We start from the raw sequence: 22,798 nt of genomic DNA on the forward strand, positions 1-22,798 counted from the left end.
TCGGTAAAGAAGACAGAATACGAAATTTAAATACCTTTGCGAACATAAAAATAAGAAACTCATGAACAACCAATTTACATATCCGAAAGAGAAAATACGTTTTGCCATATTGACCTTTTTCTTTGCTCAGGGACTATGCATGGCAAGTTGGGCAAGCCGTATTCCTGACTTTAAGGATGTTTTTGCAGCCAATTACGCTTTTTATTGGGGACTGATTCTATTTATGATTCCTGTAGGGAAGTTCGTGGCCATTCCTTTGGCAGGATATCTCGTCTCCAGGCTAGGTAGCCGTACGATGGTACAAGTCAGCATTCTTGGTTATGCTATTTCTTTGCTTTGTGTGGGACTGGCTCATGAGGTTTATTTGCTGGGTTTCCTGCTATTTGGTTTCGGTGTCTTCTGGAATTTATGCGATATATCATTCAATACGCAAGGCATTGAAGTGGAACGTTTGTATGGCAAAACAATTATGGCTACTTTTCACGGAGGATGGAGCTTGGGAGCCTGTACCGGCGCATTGATCGGTTTTGTTATGATATGGTTGGGAGTTGCTCCCGTCTGGCATTATATGCTGATATCTGCTATCATTCTTCTTATTGTATTGGCGGGGCGAAAATATCTACAGGAAGCAACCTTGCGAGAGGATGAGGAGTCACTTCCAAACTCCGGAACAGCTTCTCAGGTCGAAGTGGAAACGCCCAATGTGTTCCGTCTGCTATTTCGGAAGCCGGAAATACTCCTTCTCCAACTAGGGCTGGTAGGATTATTCGCATTGATAGTAGAAAGCGCTATGTTCGACTGGAGTGCCGTATATTTTGAATCGGTAGTCAATGTCCCTAAATCATTGCAGATCGGCTTTCTGGTATTTATGGTAATGATGGCGGCAGGACGCTTCCTGACCAATTACGCATATCAGCTTTGGGGAAAGAAGAAGGTATTGCAATTGGCAGGCAGCCTTATTTGTATCGGCTTCTTTATTTCCGCTTTACTGGGCAATACTTTTGATTCAATGGTCATGAAAGTCATTATCAATTCATTAGGCTTTATGCTTGTCGGATTGGGAATTTCGTGTATCGTACCTACTTTATACAGCTTTGTGGGAGCTAAATCAAAAACGCCTGTTAGCATTGCACTTACTATTCTGTCGAGCATCAGTTTTATAGGCTCACTGATTGCACCGTTGCTTATCGGTGCAATAACACAAGCTTTTGATATTCGTATAGCCTATATGATAATTGGTGTATTGGGTGGTTGCATTGTGTTGATTGTGAGTTTTAGTAAGGGCTTCGATATTCGAAAAGAATACATATGATAAGATAAATATAAAAACGCAGTCTCTCACAATACTTGATCACTCAAGCCATTGTGAAAGACTGCGTCAATCCTTTTACTAACCTTAACTAACCTAACTTCTATCTAATCTAACTACAAAATGTTCGAAAAATCTTTTATACTACTAGCAATTCTATCCTTTAAATTCTGGTTATCGACCAGTGAAAAATCGCAGGTAACATCTGCCGGAGCCAGCAATACTGCTTTGGCTTCTTCTGCATCTGCTATTTGTTCCGGATGCTCCATGAAATAAGTTTCCCATTGGGAAACTGCTTCCGGTGTTACACCCAGCGCATAATTGATGAAATCATCATCCGTCAAAAAATCCTTTACCTTAGAGCACATATTGCATCCTTTTTAAGCGTTTACATAAATAGGACGCTGTTACCCTGTACATGTACTCAACTAATTATCCTTTTTACTAAAATTAACTTGCCAGACTACGCAGCTTTGTCAATCCGCGATACATCAGGTTGCGTACAGACTGATAATTCATATTCATAATCTCGCAAATATCTTCGTATTTCTTCTCTTCTATATAATATAACGTAAGTGCTTCACGCTGACGAGGAGAAAGTTGGTCTAGTAAACGCTTCACCAACGAAAACTCATTTTGGCGTTGTTCTTCTTCCATATAATCATCTTCTACATCTGTGGGTGCTATTGCATTCACTTCTTCTGCAGTTGTATCAGACATATACATACGTTTGCGAAGTTCATCGCATAACTTGTTTTTTAATGAAATAAATAAATAAGACTTCAAGTTATCAATAGTTCCTAATTCATCCTTTTTGGTGTAGAGCTTTACGAAAATATCGTGAATGCAATCTTTCAGCAACTCCTTATCAATGGTCAACTTCAATCCGTAATTAAAAAGAATGTTGATGTGCAAATCATATAGCTGCGAAAAAGCTGCCATATTTCCCGCTTGGAAAGAAGCGAGTAAAGTTTCGGTTGAATTATTAGTCTGTTCCATCATAGCATTAATTCGATTGATTTGATGTTGCAAAGCTAAGCAGTCTTGACCTCAACTACAGGTAAAATCTGGTTTGTAGGTTGAAAAAATAAGTATCATGTTTTATAACACTCTTTTGTTAGAAATTACCTATAAAATAGAAAAATCCCGTTGATGACTGATCAACGGGATTTTTTGTTTTAAAGTTTATGGAACCAATAAATTCCTTCTTTCTTATCTGGTACTTTTAATGTGTATACATCGTTGATTTTAAGTAATTTATCAATCATAGTTACCTTCCCGGAACTGGGGTGAATATACTTTAGACTATACTTTCCGGACGATAATTGAACAGGAATTTCTGTTCCGGACTTGGAATAAATGATACTTCCAATATCAGATTTTACTATTCTCTTATAATCATCAGTATTGGTTTCTTCCACTTCCATGATTGCTGCATCTTTCAGGAAAGCTTTATCTGTGCACGGAATTACAGGACATGAACCGCCGGCCATGAGTACAGCCCACCCCATCGCCGGATAATTCTGTGCATAAAAGGTAACAGCTTTCTCCGGAAATTTCTGACGATATTCATAGACAGCCTTGTAGGCTTCAGTGAAAGTGATTTTTCCGACTTTCATTTTACGCATATGTTGGCGGGGAGCCATATTCTTCCCTCCTTCCGGTGCAAAGATGCCATCCGTTTTATAATGCCAGTACCGGATATCAATAATATCTACTACAGCGGCACGCTTCGGATCGGCAAGAATAGCATCCTGTACATCTTTCGTTGTGCTCAATGCTACTTTGGCTTTCTTGCCGCTTTCAGCTTCCCATTCGGCAATCACATCCAACCAAAACTGTACAAAGTGCAGCGGACCTGTAAATTCGGCACTTGTCAACTGAATGACATTTGGATTATCCGCAAAATTATTCAGGCACTGACGGATATATTGTCTGTGTAACTCGCGGCGAACCGGATGAGTGATATCATAAAACATATCTGCAACAAAAATTCGTTTGTCTCCGGCAAACGGAGCGGGTTCCGGAAATCCGGTCTGATTAATATTGTTACTACTCCTCCACGGGCAATCTACCCAGTGTGCACCTGCTTCCAGAATATTGTGCTGGAAATAGTTTTCATAGAATAGCAGCAGTCCTTCTTTGTTTCCTTTTTCTGCAAACTCTTTCAGGCGTGACCAATACCATGCATTAGGACGATTCAGATCATATTTGCTCAATCCTTCCCAAGCTGTACCTTGACCACTACGTCCGAAAGGCTGTTCGTAGAAAGGTCCCCATACATCTCCGTCACGGCGGCGGACACGTTCGTGATCATCCCGGCGACGGTCATACCAAAGTCCATAGTTCTGATCAAATACCAATATATTCTTTTGCTTCATAAAGTCGATTACGGAATCAATGCGGTCTGTCAGTCCTAACCCTTCACGTCCCGGAACGAAGCGAGTGATGGCAGGACTTGCCTTTTTCAGAAAATTGGTTTTAAGTTTTCCATTCCACCAAGGGGTAGTGTGGCTACCTCCTACCAGCAAAGCACCGTCCATCTGGATACGTCCGTCTACAATAGTCACTCCGGACTGTACCGATGTCTTCTTATTCGAAATTATTTTCTTCTCTTTGATATCATCGATTGATTTCAGTCCGGTCGTAGCTGTCGAAGAAGCAAATGCTCCTTGTTCAATCCACTGCTCCAGTGTCAGACGGGGATTATAAGCCTCTTTAGCCAATTCCATAGCAACTTCAACAGTCGGGCTACTTGTTGCACTTGTATTTCGAGGCAGGATACGGGCACGTTCTGCACATTTCTTTTGCAAACGCTCCTCTAACTGAGCATAGAAAATACTACGGGGCTGCACATGATTATTCGATTGAGCCCATTCACCGTCACCGGAGAATTGTGCCCAGCAACCGTATGCACGGTTCATTGCATCTTTTGCCGGAGTGTAACACTCTATTTCAGCAGCAGTACATTGCCAGAACAGACTATTGGCCGTATTCCATCCAGCTCCGTTCTTATCCTGTCCCAGATTCTTGAAACTCAGATTATGGCCGTCTATATTGACCACATCAAACAACAAGCCACATGCCCATGCGTCAATTGAGCCACTGAAGTTTAATGATTCATACGAGTCACATTGCACAAAAGCATTAGGTCCGGCAGCACAATATCCGGCAGCGAAGTCATGAATGCCATGTTCAGAATAGCAACGCTGGAAGAGCGTCTGCTGCCCCAAAGTATAGAAAGTGCAGCGGCGCATTCCTCCAATTTCAGAAACAGGTTCCCGTGAGATACAATCCTCAACCGTGATTTGGGAGCCGGTACGTTGAACGATGACGGCACTTCCTGCGAAATGCTTGAAATTTACTCTGCGTACCCAGCAGTCTTCTGCATCTTCAATTGAAATTCCTGTCCAGCAGTGATCCTCATCCTTTGGATAACGTTTATCGTAGTCGGAAATCAAGGTCATGTTCTCTACACCACAATTCCGGATACGTCCGTTCCATTGATAAACGGTGACAGTAGAAGTACCATATGTAGCATTTAACGCTACTGTTAGCGGAGCATCCAGTGTTATCTGATTACCGTTTACTTCTGTCACAGTTCTGTCCCAAGAGAGATCCATATCTCCTTCTTTCCATCCCAAAGCACCGATCCCTCCTCCGAAAATATCGCATCCTAATGAAGCAATCCAATCTTTTTCGGAGGGACGGTTCACCATTACCCGATCTCCCTTTCTCAAAGAAGTACCCGAAGCGACTTCCAATGTTCTTGCATTTACGGGAACATATTTCGAAAGAACCTGTAATGTATCCAGTGTATTCAGATCATCTGTCCCTTCCATATAGATTAGGGCACCTCTGTCCACCCCCTTTTTAAGCAGTATCGTTTTCTCTTTATTCACTCCTCGCAATACGATGCCGGAGGCAGCTATACGAAGACTTTCGGATAATGAAAATTCTCCCTGATCCAATAAAACGGCTCCTCTGAAACCGGAAGCATCAGGAACCAATGAGGCGACATAGTCAATAGCACGTTGAATACGTGCTGTATTATCTCCCGCTGTCCAAGATACAAACACGGTATTGCGAACATCTGGAATATCCTGTTCGGAACTCTTGTAACCGCAGTATGAGAAATCAAGAATCCGGTTTCCCTGTTCATCATCCAGGTATGTGATCCGGTCATCCTTAACCTGCAAAGCAAAGGTTTGCGCATATCCCTGCACAAACCCTAGACTCAGTAATCCTAAAAGGATAGTTCTTAATTGCATATTCATTACAATAAACTTTGTTTTCTATTTATTCAATCCTGAAAGATCATTTACCTATACGGTTAAAACAAACTTTTCCGTTTGGATAATGTATCGTAGTTGTTCTTCAGATCTGTCCAGTCCACTTTCTTCTTCGTATCTATACCGTTGATATATTTTTCGATATTGGTATAGCCGTCTCCATTACAGTCCTTCACAGCATCAGTCGGATCATTCGGGTTCAATCCGTTGGCAATTTCCCACGCATCCGGCATACCGTCACCATCCGAATCAAGGTAGGCTTCTCCTTTATATTCAGGAAGTCCGCCTACTTGACGGATGTCGGTGATAATACCTTGCTTGTAAGAGTCTGCCGGCAAACGTCTTTTCACATAAGGAGAAACAAACTCCGGAGCATCTTTCACATAAATAGCTTTTCCTGTCCGTACAGTCTTGATGACACGTGTATCTACTGCATCCCGTTTCGGGAAAGTAGCACCTACATTATCCAATACAAAGTTGTAGGCCTTTTGGGTATCCATGATCGTTACAGGTGACATTTTGAAGGGTTCGTCCACCCTGATTTGCGGTAAGAACTTTTCAGCATCAACTTCATTGGCAAGCTGAACTCCGCCATCCCAGTTATCTTTCGTCACTTGGGCATTGCCATGAATAATGTTTCCGTTAACATAAGCTTTTCCGAAAGAGAGAGGTCTGCTCTTGTCACGCCCTGCTTCCGGTTTCAAAATACGATAAGAAATAGGTTTTCCCAGTGGAGTAATCGGCCCGGGCTTAAAGTAATTATTGATCATATTATATAAACTATTATGATCACCTCCATCTACCGAGCGATTCCACCAGTTGAAAACAACATTATTAACGAAATTGAAGTCACCGTCCATACCTACCGAACTGTTACGGCTGATGTTGGAAGCGAAAAGGTTACGGCAAAACATACTATTGTGCCCTCCGATAGTAGCACCAAAAGCATGATTATACGTATCCAATGCCTCTGAGAATACTGAATTCTGAATGGTAATATTTACAGTAGGTAATTTCAGTCCGTGCCCACTCTCATCCCGGTTGTAGACATGGCGGTAAATAGACATATTTTCATCTAATCCCCAACTTGCCGAGCAATGGTCTACTATAATGTTGCCGACTGCATTTCCTCCTACTGCATCGTCACGGAAAGCAACATCCTGTGCACCACGGCGGAAACGCATATGACGAATCACTACATCATGTGTATCGATTAGAAAAGAATTTCCGGTAATACAAATACCATCTCCCGGGGCAGTTTGACCGGCAATCGTTACATAAGGAGCACGTACACTGATCGGACTCTTCAAGTGAATGATGCCTGATACATTAAAGACAATGGTCCGGGCACCGCCGGTTTCACAGGCTTCGCGGAAGGTACCGGGACCGGAATCTTCCAAAGAAGTAACCACAATTACCTTGCCTCCACGACCGCCGGGAGTATACATCCCACCACCTTCGGCACCGGGGAAAGCCGGAATATTACTTTTTATCAAATCTTCCGGTTTGGAAGCCCAAGGTTTGTAAGGACGTCCTTTTTGTGCTTCTTCTAAAACTGTCGGCAAGGCTTTTTCCCATGCCGCGTTTGATTTTTGTTCGAACTCCGCTTCTTGTTTTGCTCCTCTTTCTTTTGCCGAGTCGGGGATTACTGGATATTGAGCTGCCACAGGTAGTACGCAGGCAACCAACATCCATGCTGATAATACTTTCTTAATCTTGTTCATTCTTTCGAATCTTAATAGGTTTTTAAAAAAGACGATTAAGAAAGAATTTTGTAATCGGTATTTCTATCCTTTCCGCCATTCGTTCATATATTCACGGGGAGTCTGATTATATTTCTTACGGAAACACTTGCTATAGTAGCCCGAATCTTTGAACCCGACAGCAAACGCCACTTCCGAAACACTCAAATCCGTATTTTTAATCAGTTCGACAGACTTATTTAACCGAATCTCCTTTACCAGGTCGACAGGTGCCAGTCCGGTAAGGCTTTTCAGTTTTTTAAAGAATGCCGAACGGCTCAAACCAATGCCGGAAGCGATCGTATCAATATTGAAATCACTGTCGTCCATGTTTTCTTCAATTACCTGATGTATCTTTTCAAGGAACTGCACATCTTTTTTTACCAAATATTGTTCGTAGCTGTCTTCTTCCGTTGTCGTCTGGTTTTCCATCTGCTGACGGATACGTTCGCGGAACAGTTTCCGTTCGCCGAGCAACTGTTCGATCCGTGCCAGCAGATATTCTTTGCTGAATGGTTTGGTTATATAGGCATTCGCCCCCAAAGTAATAGCTTTGGTCTTGGCTCCTTCATCGTTTTTGGCAGTCAGAATAATAACAGGAATATGACTGATCTGGAAATCTTTCCGGATGGATTGTAACATTTCCAGTCCGTCCATTTCCGGCATCATCTGATCAGTCACAACGATGTCCGGATGATACAGATGTACTTTCTTCAAGCCTTCCACTCCATTATTGGCTATGTAGATATTGAATTTATCTTCTAATTGCAGTTTTATCAGTTGGCAAAGGTCTTTATTATCTTCTACCAGCAGAAGAGTCGGTAGTGAAGTATCAATTTCCAATTCTTCTTCCGGTTCCTTTTCCTGGACAATTTCCATATCCTTGCCTGTGGCAGCAGGAGTACTCTGTGTATCACCGACGTAAAAGTCTACTTCAGATGGACGATAATGATCCTTGTCCAACAATAATTCTACTGTAAACACAGCCCCCTGCCCTTCCGGACTTTCGGCATGGATTAAGCCGTGATGCAGGTTTACTATTTCCTTGGAAAGTGCCAACCCAATGCCTGTACCCTGATAATAAGGATTCTTTGCATTTTCTCCTTGCGAAAAGCGTTCGAAAATCTCAGTCAGTTTACTTTGTGGAATGCCGACGCCATTATCTTCTACCCTTACATAACATGATTTCCCGTCATCTGTCAATCCGGTAGTTACATAAATACTTCCACCGGAAGGAGTAAATTTGAACGCGTTCGATATGACATTACGGATAACAATGCTCAGTTTGTCTTTATCCGCCCATACCATGATCGGTTCGTCCGGTAACTGGAAAGTGAAGCTGATTTCATTTTCCTCCGAAAGTACTCGGAATTCTTTCTGGAAAGAAGCTATCATTTCATTGAAGTCGATCAATGATACATGCAAGCGCATCTTGCCATTCTGAATCTTACGGAAATCAAGAATCTGATTGACTAGTTGTAGCATCTGATTCGTATTCTTTTCCATCAGTTCCACATATTGCAGACCTTTCGGAGACAATTCTTCCCGCTCCTTCAATTCTTGTATCGGGCCTTTTATCAGTGTCAAAGGAGTACGAAGCTCGTGAGAGATATTAGTAAAGAACTTAATTTTCACTTCCGAGACTCTCTGCTCAATATAAATGTCATTCTTCATCTTAATCATGAAGAAAGCCAGTCGCAAACCGAAATAGAGTGCGGCAATACCCAAAATGACATAGATAAGAGTTGCCCACCAACTCAGCCACCATGGTGGGAGAATGGTGATTGCCAGCGTGCACGTAGAAACGAGTTCAGGATTTGTTTCATCCATCGTTTCAACACGGAACACATAATCTCCGGGAGGTACATTTGTATAAGAGGCAATGCGGTTTTTGCCGTTATAATGCCATTCTTTCTCGTATCCTTCGAGTATGTAGCGATAAGATACCCGATTTTGGTTATAGAAATTTAATGCGGCAAATTCTATCGTGAACATAGACTGATTGTACTTCAATTGAAGCGCATCGGTGTATGTGATAGATTCTTGAATCGGGCAGTCATTCAAACTACGCAGATCGCGGTTGGATACTTTAAAGTCTACAATACGCGTATCATAGTTGGTATGTTGTGTTTCCAGTTTATCAGGAGAGAATGTCAAAATTCCCTGTCGTGAACCAAGCCACAAATCTCCATTCAATGCACGCAACGCACTGCCTTCTTCTAACTCAACATTCAGGAAACCGTCGTATTTGTCGTAGTTACGGAACTGCTCTGTTGCTTTATTAAAGCAAGACAAACCGATCTCGGTAGTAAACCATAAATTCCCGTTTTTATCTTCAACGATGGATTTGACTACGTCATTATTCATCCCTTCACGCATGCCATAAGATTTGAAGATCGGCTCATGTTTCTCTTTATCATAACGGACCAGCTTATTCAAACCGCCTCCGAACACGCTCACCCAAATTTGTGAGTCAGAGTCTTTGTATAATACATAAATATCATTGTCAGCTACATTGGAACGGTCGCTAACTTGCCGGAAGGTTTCAAACTGAATTTCTTCGGGAGTTGTAAAGTGTCCGTCAAAGGACATCAGACCATCCATCGTTCCTACCCAAATACGCCCGTCTTCACCTTCCGTCATCGTGCGGACTTCCATGTACAGACCATAAGCGGGATATTGTTTCAGTCCATTGTATTTATGCTTGAAAACAATCGCTCCGTTTTCTTTGGAAATCAGATTCAGACCTCCGCCCAACAAACCGACCCAGATACGTTCCTGACTATCCTGATAAGTGAAATACACATCATTGTTACTGATAGAATTCGGATTCTTAGGATCATTTTTATAGCGGGTAAAGCGCAGACCGTGCGGTGAGTTCATATCCGGTTCGGCTTTGACAAGCCCGTTTCCTTTGGTAGAAAACCACAGGTTCCCTCCTTTATCCTCCATAATATGATACACGGCACCTACCAGATAGTTCTTATCAGTAAAAACCTGTTTTATCTGTCCATTGCTATCCAAGCGGTACAGTGCCTGCCAACGAGTACCCACCCAGATATCCCCATTCTTAGCCTGATAAAGCGCACGTATTCCCTGATTCCATGAAGTCGCTTTTTCTGTGCCAACGGGAACAGGAGAAACTTCTGTCAGTAACTGGAATTGCTTTTTGGGAAAATTGACTTTATACACTCCGCTACTTGTAGAAGCTAACCAAAGAATCTCATCCTTATCCAACAATAGATGGAAGAAAAGCTGATCGGGAAGATCGTCGGAAAAAGGTTTCAATTGATTAATGCGGATCATTTCCAGTTTCTCTCTGTCAAAGAGCAGGATTTCTCCTCCGGGAGTGAGGAAGAACATACCTTGTTCACCGGCATCCTGTTTTTCAAAGTTACCGATAGCATTCTGGTTAGGGAAAGCAAAACGGTGATTACTTTTGTTCAAAGGATCATAATATGTCAAAGCCTGATTGCCTTCCTGAAACCATATTTTATCATACTTGTCATTGAATATCATCCCTACTTTTTTTCCTGCAATGGAGAATGGAAGTTTCGTCAACTGTTTGTAACCGATGTTGTACTCGTATGCACCGTCTACAGTAGTAATATACATTAATCCCGATTCTGTGACCAATATATTGGAAATCGACTGTTTGATATCCGGTATTTCGTAGCGGTTGACGACTCCATTTTGTGGATCGACACTATAAATATGCCCGTTCTTATCTCCCAGCCACAGAAATTTGGAATTGTACGAAGCACAAGTGAACTGATCCGGGTTGGCAGATACTTTTTTCTGAATAAAGTCGACAGGTTTATCTTTCAGAGCTTCGCCTTTCCGCAGTGAAAGAATCTGATAATCCATACCGATCCAATTGATAAACTCGGCTGTTTCGCAAAATACATTATGCTTTAGACGTAAATCGTAGACGTTGACATTGGGACGCGAATCGTGCAGTTGCTTCATGGTGATTTTACCGTTTGAATCTGTATTTGCACGCAACAGGCTCTTATCTTTGGTCAGCAGCAACACGTCTCCGTCTTCTGTTGTCTGAATTTTGATAATCTGGATGTTTTCAGAATATTCTTTTACGTCATCATACACTGCATGAAAACTCTCATGTTTCTTATCAAACAAATAGAGTTTGCGGTCAATAGTCTTGATCCACAAGAATCCATTCCTGTCTTCTACAATACGTTGAATTTTACGGGGAGGAATATCTGCGGAATAGAATCCGTCATGATTATCATAGGAACGGAATTTGGTACCATCGAAACTGCATAATCCGTACCAAGTGCCGAACCATACAAATCCATCTTGCCCTTTTAATGTACAATTGACGATATTATTGGGTAAGCCTCGTTCGGCTGTATAATGTTCTACAATCATGTTAGGGTAGGCAGAAGCACAGATTCTCGTAATCAAGAGAAAAAGAAATATCAAAAAGAAGTGTCTCTTCATTGTATATCGTATTAGTGGAAATGGATCTTGCATCAAAGATACTATTTTTCGAATAAAATTCAAATAAGCAGGTAATAAACTAGATTAGCTATTAACTAATCTAACTTGGTTAATAGCTAATCTCTGTCATTCAAGACGACCGGAGGTTCTTGAACAGACTTATTTTTCTATTCCAAATTCAGTCTGTTGCCGCTCCACTTCATCCAGCACTCTCTGCCGTTCTTCCTCTGTCAGTTGTACCTTACCTTTGGTTGTATCTTTGGATAAACCGGTTTTCGGAGTTGATGAAGATGTTTCCTGACTGGTACAGTATTTTTCATCGTAGCAAAAAGGAAGTTCTGCAGGAACGCTTTCAAATTCCAGTTCAGCAGCAGTCGGAGCCTGTGTTCCTTCAAATTGTACATGAGCTTTTACTTTAATCTTCCCGGCTTTTCGTGTAGAGCGAACCAACAGAGGAGCTGAACCAAATTCTATGGCACGGGGATTGGCACCAATCGTAGCGTCGCCAATGATTTGCCCTTCACCTTCTACCGTGAATACGATATTTTCTTTTGCCAGACGACGTACGTTGCCACTATCATCCGTTACTTCGGCAACTATCACAATGAAATCCGAACCGTCTGCTACTAGATTAACTTTTTGAGTATCCGCATAGAGGCGAAGTTTGGTAGACCGGCGGGAAGGCATTTTCTTTTGTGTGCATACTACTTTACCGTTAATGATACCTTCGGCAACCATATTAACTTTCTGCCAGTTCTTTTGTGTATAGCTATATCCGCGTGCTTCCCAGAAATCCCATACATTTTCAAAGACAACAGGAGCATTCGGCATATGCCCTTTGGCATGTACTACAGGTTGGGTCCATGATTTTGTTCCGTCATAAATAGAAAGACGGATCGAGTCGCAGTTGCTGAATATCACTACATCTTTGTCAGAAAACTGTGACATTTCGTGAGCGATGAATACCATTGGACCACATTCTGTCAACGGATGCCGAAGGCTGGCGGGTGATTGGCTACGGAACATTTCGTAAGCATATTTCTTTTGGCGGAAGGCATCGTATATCCCTCCCCAATAAGGATCAGGATGATAGCCACGCTGATGATCGAACGGATGCCATTGTGTACCACCGATAAACTGGCCGGTAGTACGGTACATCTCATCATAACTTTTAGCTAGGGAAAGTGCCTGTATCAGCAGCGGACGTTCGCCCCAACTACGGCTTGCACGGTTATTGTTGTTATGGGCGTACCAATCGTCCACATTTTCTCCAAATTCACGGGTAAAGATACATTGTTCCGGTTTATCTGCCTTTTCATCGTCTCCCGGCCAACCGTAAACGACATCGTAATGCTCCTTCACACCAGCTGAATGTACATCGGCAGCAGCCACGGGACGTCCCGGATAAGGAAATTCTTCTTTGGTTATTTCGAGCGCTTTCAAGGCAAAATCGAGTGGATAGCGGGTTTCATTCAGAATAGGTTCCCACATCAAGACAGACGGGTGATTACGGTCACGACGGATCATTTCGCGGGTATTTTGATGAACCAATTCTCCGAATTTCACATCCTTGTTCCAGTATTGCCATCCCGGAGTAGCTACGATAACGAACATTCCGAGTTCATCGCAGGCATCCATAAAGGAAGGATCTTGGGGGTAGTGTGCCACCCGAATAATAGTGCAACCGGCATCTCGCAGACGTTTAGCATCCCGCCATTGCTGAGAATTAGGCAGAGCATTGCCTACATAAGCGAAGTCCTGATGGCGGTTGGCTCCTACCAGCTGAACGAAAGGTTTTCCGTTCAGCCAAAAACCATCTTTGCCACGAAATTCCGCCAAACGGATACCGATACGTGTAATGCCTCCATCAATAGACTGATTGCCCTTTTTAATGCGCGACTGGACTTTATATAAATAAGGTGCATCCGGTGACCAAAGCTTAGGGCTTTTTACCTCTATCTGTTGCCGGATTATTTTCTTTTCTCCCGATTTCAGAGAAAGTTTGCCGGAAGTTCGTTTAATTACCTTTCCATCAGCATCTGTCAGGGTTGTTTCTACAGTAACGGTTTCGGTATGTTGATTATCATTTTGCAATTCTGTATTTACGTAGACTTGTGCACTCTTTTCGCTGATCTTGTCGAAATGAACAAATACTCCGCCTCCTGCAACGGTTTGGGAGTCAAGTGGATCGGTAATGGATACCGGCGATTTGGCTATCATCCACACATCACGGTAGATGCCGCCATGATAGGCGAAATCCAAGGTGTATTGGGGTTTACCGGGAGGAAAGGATTTGTCATTGCTATTGTCGACGAAAATGGCAAGCAGACAAGAATCTCCTGCTTGTATACCATTGGTTGTCAGATCCAAAGTAAAAGGGAGATAACCACCAACATGCTCTTGAATACGCTTTCCATTCAGGTAAAGAACTTGTTTTCCCATAGCTGCCTCAAAATGGATCAGTACCCGTTTACCTTTGGTTTCTGCAGGGAGTACGAAATGTTTGCGATACCAGGCGGGGCCTTGATAATTGCGGCATCCGCTAGCTTCGGCAGGCATCAACTCTACCGTATGAGGAGTGGAAACAATCGTCCACGAACGGTCGTCAAAGTCGACGGATTCCGCGCCATGAATGTCTCCTTTGAAAAATCTCCATCCCGGATTGAAATTATACACTTGTCGCCCGCTACCGGGAAGCTGGATGAATCCGGCAACCGATGTTTCGGGACGGTAGGTTTCTGTTGCCTGTCCTTTCTCTATCAGTGAGAATAGCAACAGAAAAGCTGATAAAATTGGAAACAGTTTTTTATTCATAATTTAATTGTTTATCTATGTTTAAAGGCACAGATTTCACGGTTTTACTTCGCGTAATCATATTCTGGAAATCGCAGCCCTGTTTTTTCTATTTCTCAATCATTATAATGATATCTTTCTTTCTACTTTCCGGTGATACTTTCAGTTCTGTCACTTTTCCATCCTTTAAGGTTGCTTCTACTGTCGTTTCACCCGGTGCATAAAGTTTGAAATGTATATCCCATTCTTTGGGCCATGCGGGGAAAAGGAGTATTTGATTACCGTTAGTCTGTAATAGCATTTCTTGAAGTCCTATCATACCGCTACCTCCCCAGTTGTGATCGGGTGTCCAGTCATATCCCGGTCCCCAAAAGGCAGGAAAGCGATGTGGCCCGTTTGAGAGTTTGGCGAGAGATAGCCTTTTGGCTTCTTCGGTCAATCCCAGACAGGCTGCCCAAATATTATCTTGTTTCCATCCGATATGAGAGCGAAAGTTAATAGCCTCCGGATCATAGAAATAAGTATTGCGGGCTAATTCCAGATTCTCTTTTCCTACTCCATAAATGCGCCAGGGAAATACGGGATACAGTTGCGGAGTCTCTATGTTGTTGATTCGTTCCCAGCTTACAGCAGGAGAAATCGTTTGTTTCAGTTCGGGAGGTGCTGTGGGATTCAAGGAATCCTTGACCTCTATGTATCGCAATGGAATTGGAGGAATTGTTTTCAGCATTTCATTTTTCTTTCCATAGTTTTCCAGTACGGTCCGCAAAGCGGCGATTGTACTGCTGGCATTGTTGGTCATCTTATACGTTTCGCAGGCAGAACCCGGAAACAGGATCAGATGTCCGTTGCCGTCCAACGCTTTCCGTCCTCGACGGGAAGCAAGCTGCCGATAATGTTCATCGAAAAATGTCAGCGAACTTTCAATTAAGGGTAAATACGGGGTAATGTCTGCATTTGCATAATTTTTGGTTTCCAGTATCATTTGGCAAAATTCAAGTATGGTATCCCACTCATACTCTAACCAAGCATTATATTCCAATCCCTTGTCAAACCATTCCGGACGTTTGAAGCCATACTCCGCAGGATTGGGCAAGCCAAAGTTTTCTATTTGTTCGCAGAAACATGCTCCGTCATGCTGCCAATACACTTGGCTACGAAGTTCTGCATTTTTTAGTATCCGGTTGTAAAAATTGAATTGGGAGGGCATCATATCGAAGTCTCCGCTTTTTAACATCGGCCAGTATACAAGTCGCTGATTCTGTGCTGTCATCGTACCTCCTCCCCATTTCCGGTAATCAGGGGTGAATGCCTGTTTATCGTCTATATGGCAAGGATCGAAGGTGAATAATCCACCGTTGAACTTGGTAGGGACACTGCCGTAGGCATTGCAGCCCAGCATATAGCGGAAAAGAGTGTAGTTTCGGGTGATTTCTTCTACATCGTTGCCATCCTTATTTTCTGCTTCTCCGATTGCTTCAATAAAGCTGCGTTGCCAGAAGGAGTTCCACCATGCGCGGGTCTGCTTTTTGTCTTGTGATACAATTTTTGATGATATCTTTCCCTGTGGGGCAATCCTTTGCAAAGTAGTTTTTAAGCCTTGTTCCCATTGATCGACCGTTTCCGTCTGGTCTGTGTGCAGAACGATGCAAAATTGTTCTTTCCGAGAAGCCTTTGAAGAGTGGAAGTTCCAAGCACGGTAATCTGTACCGGCATAGATACTGTCTGTTGTATCCGTAAATTCCAAATTATTTCCAAAAAGATAACCACCGAAAGTTAGGTCCTTTAAAGGATTCATCATTTGAGATTCCACATTTTCCATTCCTTGTTGGGCCACAGCAATGTCAAAAACGGTTTGTTCGGGATTCCGGTGATAGAATAGAAGCAAGTTTCTCTCTTCCGTCATTCCGGGTAATTCCTTTTTGGAAGATAAAGAAACAAAGTCGGCGTTGGTAACAGTTCCTTTCGGAGGTGCCCATTTGTAAGAGCATTGTTGCCCCTCTCCTTTTCTGATCATTCGTTCCTTATATCGCCAGTTCTCATAAGAGACTTTTGTTTGCAAAGGTTGTGCATTGGTTATTTCCACATGAACTACCGGATGAAAAATATCTGCCCACAACTGTATCCGTGTACCTCCTGCTGATACTTCTACGTACCCATCTTTTAGTTTTAGCTCCTGACGGAAATCTTTTGCATCTTTCAAAGGATTGGGAGACAGACGAATCCGAAAACGTCCTTGTTTCAGTTGGCAGTTGTTTTCGTCGAATGTACCGCTACGGCTTACATAAAACAGCAGATCACCTTCTTCCACCCATATATTCATGCCGATATCACCGCCACCGCAAGGCATAGATTCGGAGGAATTTCGACTAGGAGTGTTCCAAACGACATTGGCATGCTGGCTACAAAAAGCCGACACGCCAACAAATACCATTATTATAATCAGATAAAATCGATTCATATTCTATTCGTCAAATTCAGCTCATAGCTAATCTTTTTTATATTCGGGAATGTACCAATCGTCTGAACGAAAAGACCCTAACGGCAGACCGTCACAATATACATCTCCTTCCACATAATTCTCGAATCCATAACGGACAGCTACCGGATGCGGGACTTTATCACTTTTTACAAGTATCTTGCTGCGTTCAATCCATGCTTTAGCCGGATAGAATATTTTATCTTCGCCTGCTATCCGGAAGTTTTTCGATTCAAAGCAGTTCTTGCCACTGATCCACATATTTGCACGTTCGAAACTAACGACTATGGTATCGTTTTTGATTTCAATACTTTTATAATAAGGACTTTCTCCGTTCACCCCTTCCACACCATATGTCTTTGTCAGTGCAAGAAGTGCCAGACGTTCTCCGGCAATCTGTTTCTTTGCGGGATGAATCCCTTTCTCCATTCCTGCATCCAGCAGTACAGCCATGCCGCTGTTAGATACACGATGTTCCACTTGCGCCTGCGCTTCACGCAGATAGGCTGAATTTATCACTTCTTTGCCTTTTTCCGTGATGATACTATAGTCATATGGAGCTATCTGACAGTAGTAGAAAGGAAAATCGCCTTGTTTCCATTCGGCACGCCAACCGTTAATCAATGTAGTAAACATATCCGAATAGGTATGGGCACGATTCCAGTTATCTTCTCCCTGATACCAGACCACTCCTTTCATTGTCATACCGATCAGTGGATGCAACATGCCATTATATAACACAGTCGGAGTACGGTTTTTGGATTTTATATCTGCTTCCGATTGAGGTATCTTTGCATCCGGGAACGCTTTCAACCAATCGGCAGTCATCCATGCTTCGCAGGCAGAACCACCCCAAGCTGCTACTACCAGCCCTACCGGGACTTCTAAAATTTCATTGATTAATCTTCCGAAATAATAGGCTGTCGCACTAAAATCACGGACACTGACAGGAGTTGCTTCTTTCCATGAACCGACTACATCATTCTGAGGAATCATGGTGGAAGTACGTTTTACTGTAAACAGGCGGATATTACTATTTTTGCTGTGAAGAATATCCATGTTGGCATTCTCTACAGGTTGGTTTTTAAAACCTTTCATCGGCATTTCCATATTGCTCTGACCGGAGCATAGCCATAATTCGCCTATCAGAATATTATTTAGTGTTTTGAGACTTCCATCGTCAAAGGTTACAGTATAAGGGCCCCCTGCCTCGGGAGTGGGGACTGCCAGCTTCCATGCTCCGTTCTTGTCTGCTGTTGCTACATATTGCTTTCCGTCCCAGCTGGTAGTTATTGTTACATTCTTGTTGGGAGTGGCTGTTCCCCAAAGGTTAGCGTTTGTCTTTTGTTGCATTACCATACCGTCAGAGAAAATAGCAGGCAACTTTACTTCTGCACGTGTTGATAAGCATATAGCCAGCAGAAAACCGGTCAATAGAATGCTTATTTTGAATCTTGAACTTCTCATTATTATGTTGTTATATTAATTACTCTGTTCCAAATATAGTGGACCAAGCAATCCGCCCGGAAGTAATGTATTCTCCTGTTTCCGGTATTTCGCATTTGTCCAGATGCCTTCAAAGGGTGCTTTCCCTTCATCTGTCCCTTTCAGTGCATTTGCCCATGTGTTTGTTACTTCGATTTCAAGCTCATTTGTTCCCTTTTTCAAGGCTGCTGTAATGTCAGCCCGGTAGGGAGCTGTCCAGACCGTACCGCAGTCTATTCCATTCACACGAACTGTAGCCAGATTGTAAACTGTTCCCAAATGCAAATACACCTGTCGGTCTTTCTGCTCTTTGTACTTCCAAGGGAAAGTGGTTTTATAGATAGCGGTTCCGGAATAATAACGAATCCGCTCGTTATCTTCTTTACTCCAATCGAAAAGGGCTTTTCGGGTAACTGTTTGACCGTTAGCGACAAATGTTACGGTGTATTCTTCTGCATCCAAACTTATATCCAGCAACTCTTTTGCCGGGCTATTTTTACTCTTTTGTACTTTTTGCAGAATATCTTCCTTTCCTTTGCTTTCATTAGCTTTCTCTATGGGATATACTATGAATACAGATTCATTAGGGGCCAATGTAAGGGTAACTTCCGTCCGATTACCTTTTATCTGATAAACAGGGTGGATATTCATTTCACCCGTTACCGGATTCCAACATTCCGGTTTTCTGTCGATGCGCATGCTTGCAGTAAATGTACGTGTTTCTTCCTGCTGATTGGCAATGAAATAAATGTCGCCGAGTTCACCGCGTCGATGTGTCCATGCAATATCTTTCGGTACAATCATATCACGTTCTAATCCATATGCAGAGAAATCATCCTCCATATAAGGAAGAGAAGGGATCAACACACCTGCCTCTTTAGATTCATTGATCTTTTTCTGTACTTCCGGAGATAATACAGGTTCCGGATTCATTGGGCGGGGAAGAGGTAATACCAAAACTTTATAACTGGCTCCACCGGGCAGCGTCATTCTACCGTTTTCTGCTTTTGCCAAACGGAGTAACGCATCTTTATTAAAGCTATCATAAGCATATCCACAAAGTGGATTTACCCACTTTTCAGGGTCGGCCATATTTGCAGAGTGTGTTACGCCTACCGGGCGCACACGTAAGGGTTGTCCTTCGTTCGCCAAACGAATACGTTCGCTTTCCACCCGTTCGGCACCATAAATTCCCGGAAGAGACGGAACTAAACGTTCCGGCAATACTGAACGTCTTGGAATTTCTTCACCCGTAAAGACAGCTATGTCGATTACTGGATGTCCGTATTGCAATAATGATTGGCAACGGGTTATGTAGTCACAGAATGCTTTTGCTCCCTTGTTCCACCATGTCTGGTCACGTTGGAAGAAAAGGCCGATGCCATCCAGAGTCATACCCGTTTTGCGGTCTAACCAAGGATTATGAACATATACATGGAAGAAAAGGCGGTTGATGCCTAAAGCATAGTTACGGTCCAGTAATGCTTTCAACATTGCTGGATGTTCGTCCCAAGTTCCGCGTACTTCCGTGAAACCTTCCGCCTGAATAATATTCTTGCCATAGATATGCGCTCCGCTAATGGCATCCAGCATATCGTTCGGCTTATCATGAGTAGGACTGTTCAGCCAAAATTCTCCCATAGGAAGGTCTACTTTCTGGTAATGCAGCAAGCCGTCACTGACCATGGTAGGTGCTACACATTCGGCAGAAAACTGGCAATCATATTCTTTGGCGCAATCGGCCAATACCTGATAGAAAACATCCACAACAAGTTCCGCTATCGTTGTGCGGACATCATGTAGAATCTTCTCACTTCGTTCGGCACTTTCCATCGGGATGCCTGCCAGTAGTGGCAAGTAAGGCATTAAATCATATCCACGGCGTTTTTTGAACTCGGCTGCAAAAGTCTCACTCCAGTTCTGGCTCCCGCATTCCCAGCTATCCACATGCATGTATTTTAATACACGGCGTGCAACCTCCGGATTTGTCTTTACGAAAGCTTGTGCAAACCAGTTGTCGAACTGCTTACGGACTGTCACAGGATTAAACTTGTCGCATTCCAGCCCCTTTCCCCCTCCGCCGGTGGCGTTGGTATGTCCGGTGGCGGTATGTCCCATGCGGAGTATTTTCCACTTACCTTTAGGAAGAGTTGCGGTTAATGTTCTTTCTTTAAAATTGCTCTTCGAATTGTTTTTAAATTGGTCCGTCAGATTAAGAATCTGTGAAAGGGTATAGCAGTCCTTCCCTCCTACTTCTTCTTCCTTTGTCGAAGAAGCGACACGCCATACCAGTCCGGCTTTACCTTCCCATTGGTCCAACCGGGCTTCCTGATGAAGGCGCAGTTCCTTGATTTTCAAGTTTGGCTTCCATTTGGCTGCATCCATATCCTCGCTTCCCGGTTCGCTACCTTCAGGTGTCCAGTAAAAGCGGAAATAGCGGGCGGTTGTGGCAGGTATTGTATGGGTGGAATTTTCATCTGTATTCTGCCATCCCTGACGTGCAGGAACGAGTTGCTTCACCAGACGATAGTTCGTTCCATCATCACTTGCCATTACTTTCAGACGGTGTGCCTGATAATTATTACCACTTAGAATAATTTCAATATTGCGGCAAGTAAAAGGCTGTTCGTATTCATATTGAATATAGCAAGGATAAGATGAACGGATTACTCCGGCATCATCCATGTTTACGGTTTTCTTGGCGTCGATATGATCTCCTTTAGCGATATTGGTACAAGTAATTTTAGCCGGCATGACATCTGCCACTTCCTCTTTTACAGGTAGGGCAAATAAAGAGATATCTTCATAAAATCCTTCATAAGCTTCCGGTTGTGGCAAATACAATTCTTTGATTTTGCCACCGTCGACGATTGTATCACTCCAGACTACTTTCTGCATCGATTCTTTCGGAGTCATCCAGGGACCGCCTGCCAATGCAAAACCATCACAAATATGCATCCCCAACTTTAACCCTAAACGATCGGCTTCTTCCATGCTAAAACGCACCATTTCCCACCATTCGGGAGTTAACTGTTGCGCTTTACCTTTGTATTGCGGTCCTTCTTTGACGCCTTTGATTGGCATCAGATAAGTTCCTCCCAATCCGGCGTGCTTCATTGCTTCCAGATCAGCAGTAATACCTTCTTTGGATACAGCACCAAACATCCAGTACCAAAAAGTCCAAGGCTTTGCTTCATCCGATGGATTCTGAAATAGTTCACGAAGTGAATGTGTTTGCAAAGCATTGGCAGGAGATATAGCAGTACATGCCAATAAAAAGAATGCAAATATTTGTTGTTTCAGTCGGCTTTTCATTCTAATCTATATTTTTACGTATAGATAAGACGAAAAAGGGACTGTTTTGTACTCACTATCCTTGTTCTTTTGTCATCTTCCTAAAATGAGTTGGTCTGTTACTTACTATTCACTGCATCTTCTATCCGAGATACTAATTGTGGATTGCTAGGGCGTGCTGTAGCTCCGAAATCAATAATCTGCCTAACATTTTATACCGAAGATCAAGAGTACATGAAATGCTATGTAAAAGATTTATGGTGGGATTATTGTGAATTACAGATCACTTTGAATGGTGAAAAGATACATGCTAAATTTAAATGTAACAAAAAATAATATGAAAAGAAAAATTTTCCTCCTATTATTACTATTTCTGATATTTAATATTGGTGTTCAAGCGCAAAAAATTTCAGTCAATAGAATAGATAAATTCACTAAAGATAAAGTTGTATATACATCCTATGAGAAAATTTCATCTGAAGCCTTCATAGGAACTCAGACCGGTAAAAATATTTGGATATGTTTTGGTCTTGAAAATGGTTTGAATTTTATTTTATTGAAATGGTTAACAGCAGAATCAAGATATGTAAATAAAGGATCAAAAGTAATCTTTCTCGATGAAGAAGAAAATCCTTATGTATTCAAAGTTTCAGATTACATATCTGGAAATGGTGAGGGGACAGTTGGAGCATTAGGCATGGATTTATGGGGAGTGCGTTTATTATTATTAGGAGATTTATCTGTTTTTAAAGATAATAAAATGACTGCAATTAGAATTGAAACTTCTAAAGGCTATTTTGATTATAAAATCAAAAGCGGAGCATCTAAGAAAGTCATGAAAGCATATAATTTATTCGAAGAAGCAATTAAATGATAATTTATTACTATCTTAGCGACCAATTAAGCGAGGTTGTGTCAAAACGCTGGCACAACCTTTTTT

At 42.5% G+C, this 22,798-nt stretch carries 10 protein-coding genes and 2 pseudogenes; 2 read left to right on the forward strand and 10 right to left on the reverse strand.

What is annotated here, in order from left to right; genetic code table 11:
* The first annotated feature begins 61 nt into the window (after positions 1-61).
* Positions 62-1,312 carry an MFS transporter gene (locus HMPREF2794_RS24485; RefSeq protein ID WP_010537953.1) on the forward strand — a complete coding sequence of 417 codons (1,251 nt, stop codon included), beginning with the start codon at positions 62-64 and terminating at the stop codon, positions 1,310-1,312.
* A 113-nt stretch (positions 1,313-1,425) separates the two neighbouring features.
* Here HMPREF2794_RS24485 and HMPREF2794_RS24490 read toward each other — a convergent pair whose 3' ends face one another.
* From HMPREF2794_RS24490 to HMPREF2794_RS24530, 10 genes and pseudogenes are all read right to left on the reverse strand, one after another.
* Positions 1,426-1,677 carry a hypothetical protein gene (locus HMPREF2794_RS24490; RefSeq protein ID WP_055271746.1) on the reverse strand — a complete coding sequence of 84 codons (252 nt, stop codon included), beginning with the start codon at positions 1,675-1,677 and terminating at the stop codon, positions 1,426-1,428.
* 82 nt (positions 1,678-1,759) lie between these two features.
* Positions 1,760-2,311, reverse strand: coding sequence for an RNA polymerase sigma factor (locus tag HMPREF2794_RS24495; protein ID WP_010537951.1), 552 nt, complete (start codon positions 2,309-2,311; stop codon positions 1,760-1,762).
* A gap of 176 nt (positions 2,312-2,487) precedes the next feature.
* The gene (locus tag HMPREF2794_RS24500; RefSeq protein WP_070752937.1) at positions 2,488-5,586 is read right to left on the reverse strand and encodes a DUF6298 domain-containing protein; all 3,099 of its coding nucleotides are present in this window, start codon (positions 5,584-5,586) and stop codon (positions 2,488-2,490) included.
* Positions 5,587-5,642: 56 nt separating this feature from the next.
* On the reverse strand, positions 5,643-7,325 hold the full coding sequence (locus tag HMPREF2794_RS24505) for a polysaccharide lyase (protein ID WP_070752938.1): 1,683 nt from the start codon (positions 7,323-7,325) through the stop codon (positions 5,643-5,645).
* 63 nt (positions 7,326-7,388) lie between these two features.
* Positions 7,389-11,807: a hybrid sensor histidine kinase/response regulator transcription factor gene (locus tag HMPREF2794_RS24510; protein ID WP_070752940.1), complete on the reverse strand. Its 4,419-nt coding sequence runs from the start codon at positions 11,805-11,807 to the stop codon at positions 7,389-7,391.
* 159 nt (positions 11,808-11,966) lie between these two features.
* Positions 11,967-14,621, reverse strand: coding sequence for a glycoside hydrolase family 2 protein (locus HMPREF2794_RS24515; protein ID WP_070752942.1), 2,655 nt, complete (start codon positions 14,619-14,621; stop codon positions 11,967-11,969).
* An 88-nt stretch (positions 14,622-14,709) separates the two neighbouring features.
* Positions 14,710-17,061 carry a DUF5703 domain-containing protein gene (locus tag HMPREF2794_RS24520; RefSeq protein ID WP_055271735.1) on the reverse strand — a complete coding sequence of 784 codons (2,352 nt, stop codon included), beginning with the start codon at positions 17,059-17,061 and terminating at the stop codon, positions 14,710-14,712.
* 27 nt (positions 17,062-17,088) lie between these two features.
* The gene (locus HMPREF2794_RS24525) at positions 17,089-18,546 is read right to left on the reverse strand and encodes a sialate O-acetylesterase (RefSeq protein ID WP_022300939.1); all 1,458 of its coding nucleotides are present in this window, start codon (positions 18,544-18,546) and stop codon (positions 17,089-17,091) included.
* A 15-nt stretch (positions 18,547-18,561) separates the two neighbouring features.
* A pseudogene (locus HMPREF2794_RS30025) lies at positions 18,562-19,026 on the reverse strand (glycosylhydrolase-like jelly roll fold domain-containing protein); the annotation flags it as partial.
* A gap of 89 nt (positions 19,027-19,115) precedes the next feature.
* Positions 19,116-21,879: pseudogene (locus tag HMPREF2794_RS24530) on the reverse strand (glycosyl hydrolase); the annotation flags it as partial.
* Positions 21,880-22,195: 316 nt separating this feature from the next.
* Between HMPREF2794_RS24530 and HMPREF2794_RS24535 the strand changes: the two are divergent.
* Complete coding sequence (locus HMPREF2794_RS24535) at positions 22,196-22,732, forward strand: hypothetical protein (RefSeq protein ID WP_022300937.1); 537 nt, start codon at positions 22,196-22,198, stop codon at positions 22,730-22,732.
* Positions 22,733-22,798: the final 66 nt, after the last annotated feature.

The sequence above is a fragment of the Bacteroides sp. HMSC067B03 genome, assembly GCF_001811315.1.
Lineage (GTDB): Bacteria > Bacteroidota > Bacteroidia > Bacteroidales > Bacteroidaceae > Bacteroides > Bacteroides faecis.

What these genes read in the sequence shown, in the direction of transcription:
- HMPREF2794_RS24510 (WP_070752940.1), bottom strand. Translation starts at nt 11,807, where the DNA reads ATGAAGAGACACTTCTTTTTGATATTTCTTTTTCTCTTGATTACGAGA.
- HMPREF2794_RS24500 (WP_070752937.1), bottom strand. Translation starts at nt 5,586, where the DNA reads ATGAATATGCAATTAAGAACTATCCTTTTAGGATTACTGAGTCTAGGG.
- HMPREF2794_RS24505 (WP_070752938.1), bottom strand. Translation starts at nt 7,325, where the DNA reads ATGAACAAGATTAAGAAAGTATTATCAGCATGGATGTTGGTTGCCTGC.
- HMPREF2794_RS24515 (WP_070752942.1), bottom strand. Translation starts at nt 14,621, where the DNA reads ATGAATAAAAAACTGTTTCCAATTTTATCAGCTTTTCTGTTGCTATTC.
- HMPREF2794_RS24535 (WP_022300937.1), top strand. Translation starts at nt 22,196, where the DNA reads ATGAAAAGAAAAATTTTCCTCCTATTATTACTATTTCTGATATTTAAT.
- HMPREF2794_RS24520 (WP_055271735.1), bottom strand. Translation starts at nt 17,061, where the DNA reads ATGAATCGATTTTATCTGATTATAATAATGGTATTTGTTGGCGTGTCG.
- HMPREF2794_RS24525 (WP_022300939.1), bottom strand. Translation starts at nt 18,546, where the DNA reads ATGAGAAGTTCAAGATTCAAAATAAGCATTCTATTGACCGGTTTTCTG.
- HMPREF2794_RS24490 (WP_055271746.1), bottom strand. Translation starts at nt 1,677, where the DNA reads ATGTGCTCTAAGGTAAAGGATTTTTTGACGGATGATGATTTCATCAAT.
- HMPREF2794_RS24495 (WP_010537951.1), bottom strand. Translation starts at nt 2,311, where the DNA reads ATGATGGAACAGACTAATAATTCAACCGAAACTTTACTCGCTTCTTTC.
- HMPREF2794_RS24485 (WP_010537953.1), top strand. Translation starts at nt 62, where the DNA reads ATGAACAACCAATTTACATATCCGAAAGAGAAAATACGTTTTGCCATA.